At 68.1% G+C, this 14,605-nt stretch carries 12 protein-coding genes and 1 tRNA gene; all 13 read right to left on the bottom strand.

What is annotated here, in order from left to right:
* Positions 1 to 98: 98 nt before the first annotated feature.
* A complete protein-coding gene (locus ACZK3J_RS07835) occupies positions 99 to 1,205 on the bottom strand; it encodes an NAD(P)/FAD-dependent oxidoreductase (RefSeq protein WP_049463690.1) in 1,107 nt (368 codons plus the stop codon).
* 137 nt (positions 1,206 to 1,342) lie between these two features.
* Positions 1,343 to 1,418: transfer RNA gene (locus tag ACZK3J_RS07830), tRNA-Gly, on the bottom strand.
* 291 nt (positions 1,419 to 1,709) lie between these two features.
* Positions 1,710 to 2,336: a CDP-diacylglycerol--glycerol-3-phosphate 3-phosphatidyltransferase gene (gene pgsA / locus ACZK3J_RS07825; protein ID WP_012510614.1), complete on the bottom strand. Its 627-nt coding sequence runs from the start codon at positions 2,334 to 2,336 to the stop codon at positions 1,710 to 1,712.
* 18 nt (positions 2,337 to 2,354) lie between these two features.
* Entirely contained in the window at positions 2,355 to 4,199 is a 1,845-nt protein-coding gene (gene uvrC, locus ACZK3J_RS07820) for an excinuclease ABC subunit UvrC (RefSeq protein WP_049462671.1), read from the bottom strand.
* Entirely contained in the window at positions 4,196 to 5,608 is a 1,413-nt protein-coding gene (locus ACZK3J_RS07815) for a hypothetical protein (protein ID WP_164079901.1), read from the bottom strand. Before ACZK3J_RS07815 ends, uvrC begins: the two co-directional genes overlap by 4 nt.
* A complete protein-coding gene (locus tag ACZK3J_RS07810; RefSeq protein ID WP_032128907.1) occupies positions 5,605 to 6,093 on the bottom strand; it encodes a low molecular weight protein-tyrosine-phosphatase in 489 nt (162 codons plus the stop codon). Before ACZK3J_RS07810 ends, ACZK3J_RS07815 begins: the two co-directional genes overlap by 4 nt.
* Positions 6,090 to 6,863 (bottom strand): 3-deoxy-manno-octulosonate cytidylyltransferase, encoded by a 774-nt coding sequence (gene kdsB / locus ACZK3J_RS07805; RefSeq protein ID WP_478476726.1) that lies wholly within the window; start codon positions 6,861 to 6,863, stop codon positions 6,090 to 6,092. Before kdsB ends, ACZK3J_RS07810 begins: the two co-directional genes overlap by 4 nt.
* Positions 6,864 to 6,937: 74 nt before the next feature.
* Positions 6,938 to 7,957: a tetraacyldisaccharide 4'-kinase gene (lpxK, locus tag ACZK3J_RS07800; RefSeq protein ID WP_478476724.1), complete on the bottom strand. Its 1,020-nt coding sequence runs from the start codon at positions 7,955 to 7,957 to the stop codon at positions 6,938 to 6,940.
* Positions 7,957 to 9,705: a lipid A export permease/ATP-binding protein MsbA gene (gene msbA / locus ACZK3J_RS07795; RefSeq protein WP_032128904.1), complete on the bottom strand. Its 1,749-nt coding sequence runs from the start codon at positions 9,703 to 9,705 to the stop codon at positions 7,957 to 7,959. Before msbA ends, lpxK begins: the two co-directional genes overlap by 1 nt.
* On the bottom strand, positions 9,702 to 10,124 hold the full coding sequence (locus ACZK3J_RS07790) for an ExbD/TolR family protein (RefSeq protein WP_032128903.1): 423 nt from the start codon (positions 10,122 to 10,124) through the stop codon (positions 9,702 to 9,704). Before ACZK3J_RS07790 ends, msbA begins: the two co-directional genes overlap by 4 nt.
* 3 nt (positions 10,125 to 10,127) lie before the next feature.
* Positions 10,128 to 10,790, bottom strand: a complete 663-nt coding sequence (locus tag ACZK3J_RS07785; protein WP_277779025.1) for a MotA/TolQ/ExbB proton channel family protein — start codon at positions 10,788 to 10,790, stop codon at positions 10,128 to 10,130.
* Between the two features lie 3 nt (positions 10,791 to 10,793).
* Positions 10,794 to 13,193 (bottom strand): DNA internalization-related competence protein ComEC/Rec2, encoded by a 2,400-nt coding sequence (locus tag ACZK3J_RS07780; protein ID WP_414578350.1) that lies wholly within the window; start codon positions 13,191 to 13,193, stop codon positions 10,794 to 10,796.
* A 59-nt stretch (positions 13,194 to 13,252) separates the two neighbouring features.
* Entirely contained in the window at positions 13,253 to 14,605 is a 1,353-nt protein-coding gene (locus ACZK3J_RS07775; protein ID WP_049399928.1) for a sensor histidine kinase, read from the bottom strand.

Here is a 14,605-nt window from a genome sequence, read left to right as displayed (position 1 = left end):
CCTGTTCAATGAATTTAATTCCCTAATTTTGTGGCTTATATGCGTATTTACTTAAATAAATACAGAATCATGGAATTAGATAGCCATCGAATTGCGCATCACGTGCGTAGGCCACGGCGATGGAAGTAGACCTGCTCAGCGATGCGCCGCGTGGCCGCCGTATGCAGCAGCGCATCGAACGGCCAGTCGGCCTGCAGATGATCCATCGCCCAGCGCAGCAGGCGCTTGCCATGGAATGCCGGCGCCACCTGCCGCGCCACCCGTTCCGTTTCCGGCCCTTGCCCACGCAGATGGCGGGCAATCGCCTCGCCGACCGCCCAGCCGTGCCGCCACGAGGAGTGGACGCCCCCGGCGGAGAGCGGCGAGACGATGCCCGCCGCGTCGCCGGTCAGGATCACGCGTTGGCCGGTGAACGGCCCATCCGGCCGGCCGCAGGGCACCAGCCCTGCGCGGGTGGCCGAGGGACGCGCCGAAGGCGGAATGCCGACCACATCGCGCACGTGCTCAAGGAAGCCATCAATATCAGGCGGGCGTACCTGATTCGGGTCATGGCGCAGCGCCAATCCCACCTGCAGGCCGGTTGGATTCTGCGCGACCCAGCCGATGTAGCCCGGTGCAAAGCGCTTGCTGACGAAGCAATGGAGTGCGTCACCCTGCGGCAATTGCAGGCCGGCGAACTCACGTTCGACGCCGTAGAGATTGTCGCGCACCTGGCCTAGGCCAGTGCGCCGGGCCACGCGCGAACGTGCGCCATCGGCACCGACCAGGTAGGCGCAGCACCCTGCCCCTTCCACCTGCCAGCCGTCACCACTGCGATGGGCGTCGGTGAAGGACTGCTGCAGGCGAAGGTCGACGCCATTCGCGCGCAGCTCGCTGGCCAGCCAGCGCATCAGGTTCGGCGTATCGGTGGTGAGGAAGTAATAGCCCGGCGCGGCCAACAACACGCTGCGCAGGTTCGGTGCATACAGGCGCACATTGGCAACGCGTTGCACCAGATGTTCGGGCATGCGCCCCAGCCAGGTCTGCTCCATCGCTTCCTTCACCACGATGCCGGTGGTGTGCAGGCGTTCGCCGGGGTCGGCCTTGCGTTCGAGCACGCAGACGCGCAAGCCATACTGGGCGGCAGCCAACGCGCAGGCGGTACCGGCGAAACTGGCGCCGACGATGACCACGTCGTGGTCGTAGGCGGAGGATTGATGAGGCATCGCGGCGTCACCCTTGGAACGAAGGATGCAGCATCCAACCTTCATGTGGCGGGGCGATGGGGCGACGGTGAAGTGGCAATGAAGCGCGTTGGACGCAAACGAAAAACGCCCCCTTTCGGGAGCGTTTTTCTTGAATCTGGAGCGGGAAACGAGACTCGAACTCGCGACCTCAACCTTGGCAAGGTTGCGCTCTACCAACTGAGCTATTCCCGCTTGGGAGGCGAAATTTTACCTATTCCAAGGATGGCGTCAAGCGCTTTTTCAGGGTCTGCGAGGCACCTTGCATTGCGTATCCACGCATGGCGTGGATCTACTATGGCATCCCCGCAAACCGATGGATCCGCATCATCCGTGGATGCGGCATTTCCAGTAGATCCACGCCATGCGTGTATGGGGCATCACCGTAGATCCGTCCAGCGCGTCGAGTAGATCCACGCCATGCGTGGATAGGCGCATCGATGGGGTCAGAGCCCTTTCCTGCGGAAAGGGATCCGACCCCGGGGCTCAGTTGCCCAGCTTCTTCTGCCGTGCACGCTCGCGCGCAGCGCGCTCGTCATCGCGCAGGCTCGGCCAGGCGGCGTGCAGGTACTGCAGGCCCGACCACAGGGTCAGCACCGCGGCGATCGCCAGGGTCCAGTCGCCGATGTGGAACACCGGCCAGCCCATCCAGATGTCTTCCACCGGCACGTTCGGTGCCACCGAATACAGCAGGCAGAGCAGCGCGACCATCTGCGCGGTGGTCTTGACCTTGCCGATCATCGCCACGCGCACCTTGGCGCGCTGGCCCAGCTCGGCCATCCATTCGCGCAGCGCCGATACCGCAATTTCACGGCCGACGATGACTGCCGCCCAGAACGCCATCCACGGCGTCGGGTGACCCTGCACGATCAGGAACAGCGCCACCGCCACCATCAGCTTGTCCGCGACCGGGTCGAGGAAGGCGCCGAAGGCCGATTCCAGCTGGTAGCGGCGTGCGATCCAGCCATCGAGCCAGTCGGTGATCGCGGCCAGGCCGAAGATCGCCGCCGAAGCGAAGTTGGTCCAGGTGTAGGGCAGGTAGAACACCAGCACCAGCACCGGGATCATCACGATCCGCAACAACGTCAGCCAGGTGGGCAGGGTCAACTTCATGCTTGCGTGCTTCTCTCTCTACTCGGCCGCATCAGGCGTGGCCAACCCGTGCAGGTTAGCGTAGATACGTGCCGCGAGGGCGTCACTGATGCCTTCCACCTTGGCGATTTCCGCTTCACCAGCGGCTTTCAGGCCCACCAGGCCGCCGAAATGCTTGAGCAGGCTGGCGCGGCGGCGCGGCCCGATACCAGGGATGTCCTCCAGCTTGCTGGTCATCCGCGCCTTCTGGCGGCGGCCGCGGTGGCCGGTGATGGCGAAGCGGTGCGCCTCATCGCGCACCTGCTGGATGAACTGCAGCGCCGGATTGGCCGCGCCCGGGCGCAGCTCGCGGCCATCGGGCATCACCAGCGCTTCGTGGCCGGCGCGGCGTTCCACGCCCTTGGCCACGCCCACCAGCAACACGCCTTCCACGCCCAGGTCGGCCAGCGCGGCCTGGGCCTGGGCCAACTGGCCGGCGCCGCCGTCGATCAGCAGCACGTCCGGCAGCACGCCCTGCTCTTCCACTGCACGGCGGAAGCGGCGGTCGATGGCCTGGCGCATGGCGGCGTAGTCGTCGCCCGGCTCGATGCCGCTGATGTTGAAGCGGCGGTACTGCGCGCGCACCGGACCGGCGGCGTCGAACACCACGCATGAGGCCACGGTGGCCTCACCCATGGTATGGCTGATATCGAAACATTCAACACGCTTGACCGGCTCGGCCAGGCCCAGCATGTCGCGCAGCGCGTCGCTGCGCGCGTGCTGCGCGTTGCGGCTGTTGAGTTCGGTCGCCAGGGTCAGCTGCGCGTTGCGGCTGGCCAGTTCCACATAGCCGGCGCGCTCGCCGCGCACGTTCCACTTCAGCTGTACCTTGCGCTCGGCCGAGGCCGACAGCGCGGCGACCAGCAGGTCGGCATCGGGAATCTCGCGGTCCAACAGGATCTCGCGCGGCGGCTCGAATTCGATGTAGTACTGCGAGACGAACGCGGCCAGCACTTCCTCCGGGCTCTCCTCGCCATTGGTCCGCGGGAAGAACGGGCGGGTGCCGAGGTTGCGGCCATCGCGGAAAGCCAGCAGCAGCACGCAGGCCTGCGAACCCTGCATGGCCACCGCCAGCACGTCCAGATCCGCGGCACGGCCATCCACGTACTGGCGGGTCTGCATGCTGCGCAGCGAGGAGATCAGGTCGCGCAGGCGCGCGGCCTGCTCGAACTCCAGTGCCTCGCTGGCGGCCTGCATCTGCTCGCCCAGTTCGCGGGTCAGCTCGTCGCTCTTGCCTTCCAGAAATAGTGCGGCGCGACGCACCGATTCGGCGTAGTCCGGCGCCGGCACCAGCTCCACGCAGGGCGCGCTGCAGCGACCGATCTGGTACTGCAGGCACGGCCGCGAGCGGTTGCGGAACACGCTGTCCTCGCAGCTGCGCAGCTTGAACAGCTTGTGCATCAGGTTCAGCGTTTCGCGCACTGCGGTGACGCCTGGATACGGCCCGAAGTAGCGGCCGGGAATGGCGCGCGGACCGCGATGCAGCGCGATGCGCGGCCAGTCCTCTCGGGTCAGCAGCACGTGCGGATAGGTCTTGTCGTCGCGCAACGAGACGTTGTAACGCGGCGACAGTGATTTGATCAGCTGGTTTTCCAGCAGCAACGCCTCGGCTTCCGAGCGCGTCACGGTCACGTCCATGCGCGTGATCTGCGAGATCATCGACATGATCCGCGCGTTCTTCGGGCTGCCGTTGAAATAGCTGCCGACACGGTTGCGCAGCGCGCGCGCCTTGCCCACGTACAGCAACGTGTCGTCGGCGGCGTACATGCGGTACACGCCAGGGGCGGTACTGAGCTGGGCCGCGAAGGCCTTGCCGTCGAAGGCCGGGGCGGGAACGTCTGTCATTCGCTGATCGGGACTTCGCTGAGCACGCCGCTGTCCGGGTCGAATCGCAGCACGGCATGGGCGTCGGTCTCGGCGATCCACACCGCACCGGCGCCTACCGCCAACCCCGCCGGGCCATGCAGGCGTCGTGGCAACGGCTGGGTGGTCAGTTCGCCACCGCCCAGGCGCAGCGTGCGCAGGCGGCCGTTGCCGGTATCGGCAATCCACAACAGCGGCGCATCCGGGCTGAGCGCGATCGCCTGTGGGAACTGCAGGCTGGCGTCCGAACGCGGACCGTCTTCGCTGCCGAAGCGCCACGGCCCCTGCCCGACCAGGGTCTGCACCAGGTCGCCACGCAGCTGCAGTGCACGCACTGAAGATCCCAAGGCATCAGCCACGTACAGCACCTGCTGCACCACGGCCAGCGCAGTGGGTTGGGCGAAGGCGGCCAGATGCCCGCTGCCATCACGCTCGTCGATGGAACCACTGCCCGCGCGCCATTGCAGGCTGCGCTGGCCCAGGTGGTAGCTCCAGATGCGGTTGTCGCCGGCCATGGCGATGTGCAGCTGGTTGTCGGCAATGGCCAGGCCGACAGGATGGTCCAGCGCAACCTGCCGCGCCTGCGCGACCGGGCCTTCCATCGGTGCACCGGGACGGCCGTTGCCGCACAGGGTATCGACGATCCCGGTCAGCAGGTTGATGCGGCGCACCGCGTGGTTGCCGGTGTCGGCGACGTACAGCGAATCGCGCTCCAGCACCAGCGCCTGCGGGCGGTGGAACGCGGCTTCGGCGAGGTTGCCGTCCATGAAATCGGCGGTGCCCAGCCCGAACTGGCGCAGGATGCGGCCACCGTGGCTGCATTCGAGGATGCGGTGATGGCCGCTGTCGGCGATGTACAGGCGTTCGGTGCTGACCGCCAGGCCCAGCGGGAAGCGCAGCGCGTGGCGCGGCTCCGGATGCAGCTCGCTGCCACCGCGCGGCGGCGCCGATGGCGCGCCCTCGCACAGCGCGTTCAAGGCTCGCTCCAGTTCGCCGGGGGCGCCCTGCCCGACCAACCGTTGTTGCTCGCGCCCCTGCGCATCCAGCAGCACCAGTGTCGGCCAGGCGGTGATGCCGAAGCGGCGCCAGCCATCCCAGTCGGCATCGAGCAGGACCGGCATCGTCAGCCCCTGGCGACGCAGCAGCTTCAGTGCGGCACCGGCGTCGCGTTCGAAATCGAAGCGCGGCACCTGCAGCACCAGCGGCTGCAGCTTGCCGGGGTGGCGCGACAGCCATTGGCCGAACTCGGCCAGGCGTTGCGCGCTCCAGGCGGAGGCGGCGTTGACAAACAACAGCGCCACCGGCCGACCGCGCAGTTCGGTCAGGGTGCAGGGGGTGGCGTTGAGCCAGGTGGCGAACTCGGGCAGGTCCGGGACGGGCTGGACGTTCATGGCCCGATTATGCCGGAGTCGGCGTCATGCAACAGTCGTGCCACGGCACGTTTTGCAGCATCGTCGACCAATGTCCAGACCTGTTCGAAATGCTCACTGCCGCCGGTGTACGGGTCCGGGATCGCACCCCTGCCCTGCCCGCCGGACCACGGCAGGTACAGCGCCAGGCGTTCGCGCTGGGCGGGTGTGGCCAGGCGACCCGCATCGCGCAGATTGGCCTCATCGGCACACAGGATCCAGTCAAAACGGTCGAAATCCGCGACCTGCAGCTGGCGCGCGCGCAGGCCGCCGATGTCCACGCCATGCCCGGCCGCGCAGGCGATCGCTCGCCGGTCCGGTGGCTCGCCCACATGCCAGTCGCCGGTGCCGGCCGAATCGACCTGCACCCGACCAGCCAGCGGCGAGGCGTCCAGGCGGGCGCGCAGCGCACCTTCGGCCATCGGCGAACGGCAGATATTGCCGAGGCAGACGACCAGCAGCTTCATCGTGCAGCCATTGCCTGCAGCAGCGCTTCGGCGCGCTCCAGGTCCTCAGGGGTGTCGATGCCGGGCGGGAACGGTTCCGGCGAGATCGCCACGCTGATCGGATAGCCGGCTTCCAGCACGCGCAGCTGCTCCAGCGACTCGACCTGCTCCAGCTGGCCCGGCGGCATCGCCGCGAACTGCTGCAGGAAACCGGCGCGATAGCCGTAGATGCCGATGTGGCGCAGCCAATTGTGACCGGCCGGCAGCGCGTCACGGCTGCGTGCAAAGCCATCGCGGTGCCAGGCGATCGGGGCGCGGCTGAAGTACATCGCCTCGTTGCGCACGTTGCGCACCAGCTTCACCACGTTCGGGTCGAACAGGGTATGCGCGTCTTCGACGGTCGTGGCGAGGGTCGACATCGGCGCATTGCCTTCAACCAGTGCCTGGGCCACCGCGCGGATACCCGCCGCCGGCGCGAACGGCTCGTCGCCCTGCAGGTTGACCACGACAGTGTCATCGGCCCAGCCGGCGATGCGCGCGCACTCGGCCAGGCGGTCGGTACCGGAGGCATGCGAGGTGGCGGTCATCGCCACCTTCACTTCGGCCAGGCCGGACAGTGAGTCGGCAATGCGTTGATCGTCGGTGGCGACCCAGACCTCGCCGGCACCGGCCTGCAGCGCGCGACGCGCCACGTGCAGCACCAGCGGCTCACCGCCCAGCGGGCGCAGCGGCTTGCCCGGCAGCCGCGAGGCGGCATAGCGGGCCGGGATGGCGACGACGAATTCGGTCATGGGGCGGTACTCGGCAGGCTCGTTACAACGGGAATGCGGCCGGCGGCGCATGAATGCAAGCGCCGCCGCGCCACTCAGTTCGGTCGCAGCTTGTCCAGGCGGTCGGTCAGCGCCACCCAGAATGCGGCAGGCAGCTCGGCGCGCAGCGGAACCGCGTAGTGCCAGTCATTGCCGAACGCGCGGCATTTCACCGCGTCCTTTTCAGTCATCAGCACCGGCAGCTGGCTGCCAAAGGACAGGTCCTGCGGCTGATAGGCCTGATGGTCAGCGAAGGCGTGCGGCACGACACCGATGCCACGCGCGCGCAGCATGTCGAAGAAGCGCTGCGGATGCGCGATACCGGCCACGGCGTGCACGCGCTGGCCCTTGAAGTACGCCAGCGGGCGCGCACGGCCACCGGCCAGTGGCTGCGCGCTGTCGATGTGCAGGGCCATCGGCCATTGGCCGAAGCCACAGGCCTGCGTCGCGGTCTCTTCGTCGGCCTGACCCAGATTCACTACACGGAAGTCGCATTCGCTGGCACGGCTGACCGGTTCGCGCAGTGGCCCGGCCGGAATCATCCGGCCATTGCCGTAGCGGCGCTGCGCATCGACCACCTCGATCTCGATGTCGCGTGCCAGCCGGTAGTGCTGCAGGCCGTCGTCGCAGACGATCACGTCGCAGCCGGCCTCGATCAGCGCCTTGCCAGCTGCAACACGATCACTGTCCACGCGCACCGGCACGCCGGTCTTCCAGGCAATCAGCACCGGCTCGTCGCCACCCTTGGCGGTCGGCGTATCGGCCTTGACCCACAGCGGCTTGTCGGCATCTTCGCGGCCGTAGCCACGACTGGCCACGCCCGGCTTCCAACCGGCGGCACGCAGGCGCTCCACCAGCGCGATGGTCAGCGGCGTCTTGCCAGTTCCACCGGCGGTGATGTTGCCAACCACGATGACCGGCACCGGCAGCGTGTAGCGCTTGCGCCAGCCACGCCGATAGGCGCGCCGGCGCAGCGCGGTGACGCCGGCATACAGCGGCGCCAGCAGGCGCATCGCCCACGGAACCGGGGTGCCGTCGTACCAGTACGGCGGGGTCTGGGTACCCTTGCCGGCCATCAGTCCTGCCTTTCGCGGAACTGCATGCTGTGCAGATGCTGGTACAGGCCACCCATGGTGAGCAGCTCTTTGTGGGTACCGCGCTCGACGATGCGACCGTGGTCCATCACCAGCACCTGGTCTGCATGCTCGATGGTCGACAGGCGATGCGCGATGACCAGCGTGGTGCGCTCGGGCATCAATCGCTGCAGCGCGTCCTGCACCAGGCGCTCCGATTCGTTGTCCAGCGCTGCGGTGGCTTCATCGAGGATCAGGATCGGCGCGTCGCGCAGGATCGCACGGGCGATCGCCAGGCGCTGGCGCTGGCCACCGGACAGCAGCGCGCCGTTCTCGCCCACCGGGGTCTGCAGCTGCTGCGGCATGCGTGCGATGAACTCCCAGGCATTCGCGGCTTCAGCTGCCGCTCGGATCTGTTCATCCGTCGCGTCCATGCCATAGGCGATGTTGGCGCCGATGGTGTCGTCGAACAACATGACCTTCTGCCCGACCATCGCCACCTGGCGACGCAGGTCGGCCAGCGGATAGTCGTCCAGTGCCACCCCGTCGAGGGTGATACGCCCGCCGCTGGGTTCGTAGAAGCGCGGCACCAGCCGGATCAGGCTGGTCTTGCCGCTGCCGGATCGACCAACGATGGCGGTGACCGTACCCGGCTTGGCCACGAAGCTGATGTCGTCCAGGGCGATGCCACTGTCTTCGCGGTAACGCAGCATGACGTGCTCGAAGGCCAGTTCGCCACGCACGCGCTGCACCGTGTTGCGGCCTTCGTCGCGCTCGACCGGCATGTCGAGGATGTCGAACAGGCGCTCGGCGGCGGACACACCGCGGGAGATCGAGGACTGCACGCTGGTCAGGCGGCGCAGCGACGGGATGATCGCCGTCATCGAGATCATCAGGCCCATGAACTGGCCGGCATTGAGGCGCCCTGCCAGTGCTTCACGGGTCGACACCCAGACGATCACCGCCAGCGCCAGCGCGGCCAGGAACTGGACCACGCTGGAGGCACCGGCACGGGTGATTTCCACCTTCATGTTCAGCGCCAGCATGCGGTTGGCCAGGCGCGAGTAGCGCGACATCTCATGCTGCTGGGTGCCGTGCACCTTCACTTCCTGCTGGGCCGCCAGTGACTGCTCGGCGGTCTGCGCCATCGTGCCCATGCCGTCCTGGATACCGCGGCTGATGCGCCGGTAGCGCTTGCCCACGTAAGACACGATCACGCCGATCATCGGCACCACCACCAGCATGGCCACGGTCACCTTGACGCTCATCTGCAGCATCACCGCCAGCATGGCGATGATGGTCAGGGTGTCGGCAACCACGGTCTTGAGCGCATCGGCGCTGGCCTGGGTGACCTGCTCGGTATCGAAGTTGAGGCGGCTGACCATCACCGGCGTCGATTCGGTATCGAAATGCGAGGACGGCAGGTGCAGGTACTTGGCCAGCACCTGTTCACGCAGGTCGCGCACCACGCTGCGACCGGTCTTGGCCAGCGCGTAGTCGCTCACCCAGGTGGCGGCGCTGCGCATCAGGAACAGGCCAAGGATGGTCAGCGGCAGGATCACCGCCATTTTCGGTTCGGGATTGACGAAGCCACGGTTGACCAGCGGCTCCATCAGCTTGGTGAAGTGGTAGCCGGCTACCGACTCCACCGCCATGGCGATGACGGCGGCGACCATCATGCCCCAGTAGGCACGGGTGTATCCCAGCAGACGTTTGTAGATCGGCCACACCGGCGCGTGTTTGGAACTCATGGACGCACCTCGGGTGCTGTTGCAATGGCAATACGGCGGAAACCGAGCTGACCCAGCGCATCCTGCGCGGTCACCACGGCCTGATAGGGCGTGCGGGCATCGGCACGCAACAGCACCGGCTGGGTACGGTCGCTGCCGGCAACGGCCGCGATGGTCTGCTTGACCGACTCGACGTCGCTGCGCAGCACTTCCTGGTCATTGATGAAGTAGCGGCCCTCGGCGTTGATCAGCACGCTCAACGAGCGCGGCGGCTCATTGCTGGGCTGCTGGCTGGCCGTAGGCAGCTCCACCTGGAGTGTCGAGCGCGCATCGAAGGTGGTGGTGACCACGAAGAAGATGATCAGCACCAGGATGACGTCGATCAGTGGCACCAGGTCGATATGCGGCTCATCCTGGGATCGGTCGTTGCCGATACGCATCGATCAGGCCTTCGCCGTGGCCGCGCCGGCCGGGCGCGTGGCAACGGCAGGGTTCATCACGCCGGGGCGGCCATCCAGCGTATCCAGCAGCGCGCTGGCTTCCTGCTCCATCTCTACCACATAACCGTGGATGCGGCCCTTGAAGTAGCGGTGGAACATCAGTGCTGGAATGGCGACGATCATGCCGGTGGCGGTGCACACCAGCGCCTTGCCGATACCACCGGCCAGCTGGTTCACATCACCCACGCCATGGTCGAGGATGCCCAGGAACATCTGGATCATGCCGATCACCGTGCCCAGCAGGCCCAGCAGCGGCCCGGCCGATGCGATGGTGCCCAGCGCGTTGAGGAAACGCTCCATGCGGTGCACCAGGTGGCGGCCGGTGTCTTCGATGCGCTCGCGGATCTGGTCGCGCGGGCGGTTGCGTGCTTCCAGCGCGGCGGCCAGCAGCGCGCCCAGCGGCGAGTTCGCCCGCAGGGTCTGCAGGTGGGCCGGGTCGAGCTTGCCGCGTGCCGCCCAGTTGCGCACTTCCTGGCCGAGGCCGGGCGGCAGCACTTCAGTACGTCGCAGGGACCAGAAACGCTCCAGGATGATCGCCAAAGCCAGTACGCCCAACAGCAGCAGCGGCACCATCGGCCAGCCACCGGCCTTGACCAGTTCCCACACGTTTCAACCCTCCGGCCCAACGGCCGCTTGTTCGATCGGCGATAGGATAGCAGCCGACCGCGCCCGCCCAGCGGCATCCCACCACCGGGATGCGTGGATGCGCTGTTCACGCAGCTGCAGCCCTTGTGCGCCAAGCCATATGCGGATCGCCCCGGAATCGGCCGTGGCCAGCACCTCGGCCCCTTGCGCCTGCCAGCGCTGGACCACGTCCTGGCGGGGGTGCCCGAAGCGGTTGCGGTGCCCGGCCGAGACCACCGCCAGCCGTGGCGCCACGGCCTCGACCCACGGCGCGCTGGAACTGCCACCGCTGCCATGGTGCGGCACCAGCACCACATCCGCCTTCAGCGCTGCCGGGTATGCCTTCAGCAGCGCCTGCTCGGCCGGGCGGCCGATATCGCCAGGCAGCAGGACCACGCCGTGACGGCTGGCGACGCGCAGCACGCAGCTGTCCTCGTTCTCGGCCTGGCGGCTGCCCGGTGCCGGGTGCAGGACCTGGAAATCAACTCCGTCCCACTGCCACTGCATCCCTTGCTGGCAGGGCGCAGCGCCGGCGATGGTACTGCCCGGTGGCGCCAGCAGCTGCAGCCCGGGCAGCTGCCTTCGCAGGCTCGGCAGGCTGCCGGTGTGATCAAGATGGTCATGGCTGAGCATCGCCTGCTGGGGCGGCCCCTGTCCGAGCGCGCGCAGGGCCGGGACCAGAATGCGTTCGTTGCCGTCGCCGCCTGTCGGCGGCCCCACGTCGTACCAGAGCGCGTGCCGCGCCGTACGCACCAGCACCGCGGTGCCCTGCCCTACGTCGTGCACCAGCAGCTCCAGTTCGCCTTCAGCCGGTGCATGCCGGGCGGGCCACAGAAGCGGCAGGCACAGCAGCAGGCCTGCCAAGGTACCGCCAGCGCCGCGTGGCAGCAGCCACCAGAACACCCCCGCCACTGCCGCCGGCACCGCCCAGCGCGGCGCCTCAGCCAACCACCACATCGCCTGCGGGTGCAGCGCCAACGGCTGCAGGGCCTGCCAGCTGAGCTCGAACAGCCAGGCGGCGGCGCGCCATGCCCAGCGCCCGGCGCCATCATGCAACGCGTGCAGGCCGGTACCCAGCAGCGACAACGGCACCACCAGCAGGGTCCACCACGGAATGATCGGCAGATTGACCAGCGGCCCCAAGCGCGCGGTGCCGCCGAACAGGGCCACGCACAGCGGCAACAGGCCGAGGCTGGCCACGCCCTGGGCGGCCAGAAAGCCGCGCAGGCCCCCACCGACGCCGTCCGGCCCGGTTCGTGGCAGGCACCACAGCAGCCACAGCACGCCCCCGAAACTGAGCCAGAAGCCGGCCGACAGCACCGACAGCGGCGCCGGCAGCAGCATCACCATCGCGGCCAGGGCCAGTCCCTGCCCCGCACCCACCGGGCGACGCCCGGCACGGGCCAGTGCCACCAGCCCGATCATCAGCGCCGCACGCACTGTTGGAAGCGCGCCGCCGGCGGCCACGGCATAGACGGCTGCGGCCAGCGCCGCGCCCCATGCCGCCGCCTGCGGCCGAGGCCAGAACCGTCCCAGCACCGGGCACAGCCACCACGACACGCGGCACAGCAGTACGCCAAAGCCAGCCACCACGCCCACGTGGAAACCGGAGATGGCGACCAGATGGGTCAGGCCCAGCGCGCGCAGGTGCTCCCAGTCGGCATCGGACAGGCCGCGCGTGTCGCCCAGTGCCAGGGCCTGCACGAACCGCGCGGCAGGATGTGCCACCTGCGTTGCGATGGCGTCACTGCTGCGCTCGCGCCAGGCCGGCAGGCCCTGCGCAGGCGCGCGCTCACGCGCAGCGCCGGGGTCGCGCACCGTGCCATTGCCGGAAATACCGCGCAGCAATGCATGGCGTTCGCCGTCGAAGCCGCCAGGATTGATCCGCGAGCGTGGCGCGCGCACGCGCAACGACAACTGCCAATGTGATCCCGCACGAACCGCGTGGCGCCCGCCCTCCGCCTGATGCGCTGGCGATCCGCGCCACGGGTCGTTCCAGGTGACCTGCAGGCGCTTGCCACGCAGCACTGGCAGCGCATCGGTCTCATCCACGTGCAGTACGAAACGTGTGTAGCCGGCCCCTCTCTGTGGAAGATCGGCCACCCGCCCCCGCACCTGCACATCCTGCGGCGGCGCACCGGGTGGAAGCTGGCCGTGCAGGGCCCACTGCCCGTGCACTGTTGCCCATGCCAGGCCGAGCAGGACTGCAGCCCACGCGCGGCCGCGCCAGCGCAGCAGCCAGCCCGCGACGCCGGCAACGGCCATCGGCGCACTCAGCGACAACGGCAGCAGCGCCGGCATCTGCACGCAGACCAGCGCGCCCAGCACCAGGCCGGCGGCGCAGCCGGGGCCAAACAGTGCCGGAGCGGAACGTTCGGGGACCATTCCGGCAGCCTGCCGAGGGACGTGGCAGGTTGCCTATCGGGGATTTCCCCGCGTGGCTGTCAGCGCCGGACGGTGCCGCGATGGAAGTTGACCCGGAAGCTGGCACCACCGCCGGCAGCTTCGCCGACACTGACCGAACCGCCGTGATGCTGCACGATTTCCTTCACCAGATGCAGGCCCAGGCCACTGCCGCTACCCGCTGCGCGCAGACGATGGAACGGCTCGAAGATCGCTTCACGGTCGCCCACCGGAATGCCGGCGCCCTGGTCGCTGACCTCCAGCAGGCCACGTGCATCCAGGCGCACGCAGATGGTGCCGCGTCCGCCGCCGTGGACGATGGCGTTGTGCACCAGATTGGCGATCACCCGCCCCAGCGCCAGGCTGTCGCCATGGATCCACACTGGCATCTCGGGCGCATCCACTTCGAAGCCGTAACCGGCCCCCACCACCAGCGGCGCCAGATCGGCGGCCGCTTCGCGCACCAGCAACGCCAGATCCAGCCGCTGCAGTGCGCCGACATTACGATCAAGTCGCTGCAGGTCAAGCAGGTGCTCGGCAACGTTACCGAGCCGCGCCACGTCGGTCAGCAGCTGCGACTTCAGCTCGCCCTGCGGCAACTGCGACAGGCGCGCCTGCACCACTGCAATCGGCACCCGCAGTTCGTGCGCGGCATCGGCAAGGAACTTGTCACGCGCGGCATACCCCTGCTGCACCTTGTCGATCGCGTCGTTGAAGGCTTCCACCAGCGGTGCGACCTCGGTCGACACCAGCTGCGCATCCAGACGCGCCCCCGGCTGGCCGATATCCAGCTCCTTGGCCTGTTGTGCGGAGCGGCGCACGCCGCGCATCGCGCGGTGGATCACGGTCGGCATGACCAGCAGCGTGATCACGATCAGCGGCAGGAAAAACCACAGCCCGATCAGGCGCAGCACCATCAGCGCACCGTCCAGCAACCCGCCCTTCGGCGCCCCACCCACCATCACCGTGATGCGCCGCCCGTCCTCCTTGCGGATCATGACCCGCGCCACGTCCAGGTACGGCGGCACCAGCGAGCCGAGTTCGGTGGCACCCAGCGTCGGCAGGCGCGCGAGCAGCGGGGCGTGGATCGCCGGAATCGTACCGCGTTCCAGCCAGACACCCTTGTCGTCGACCGCCGCGAACCAGAGGTTGCCCCCGGCCTCGGCGTCGAGCTTGTTCCAACGCGCCTGGTCCAGCACCAACCGCCCGCCTTCACTGTGCACGGCCTTGGCCACGGCTTCGGCCATGAACATGTCCATGCCCCAGGTGTCCTTGTCGCCCCAGGTCAGGATCAGCGCAACAACGGCGAACAGCACGGTGAAGGCCTGCGCCAGGAACAACCGCCAGGCCAACCCCAGCGTGATGGAACGGATCGGACGTGTCGGACGCGCCAT

The sequence above is a fragment of the Stenotrophomonas sp. 86428_Sma genome (genome assembly GCF_056481585.1).
This window is presented reverse-complemented; position numbering and strand designations above follow the sequence as displayed.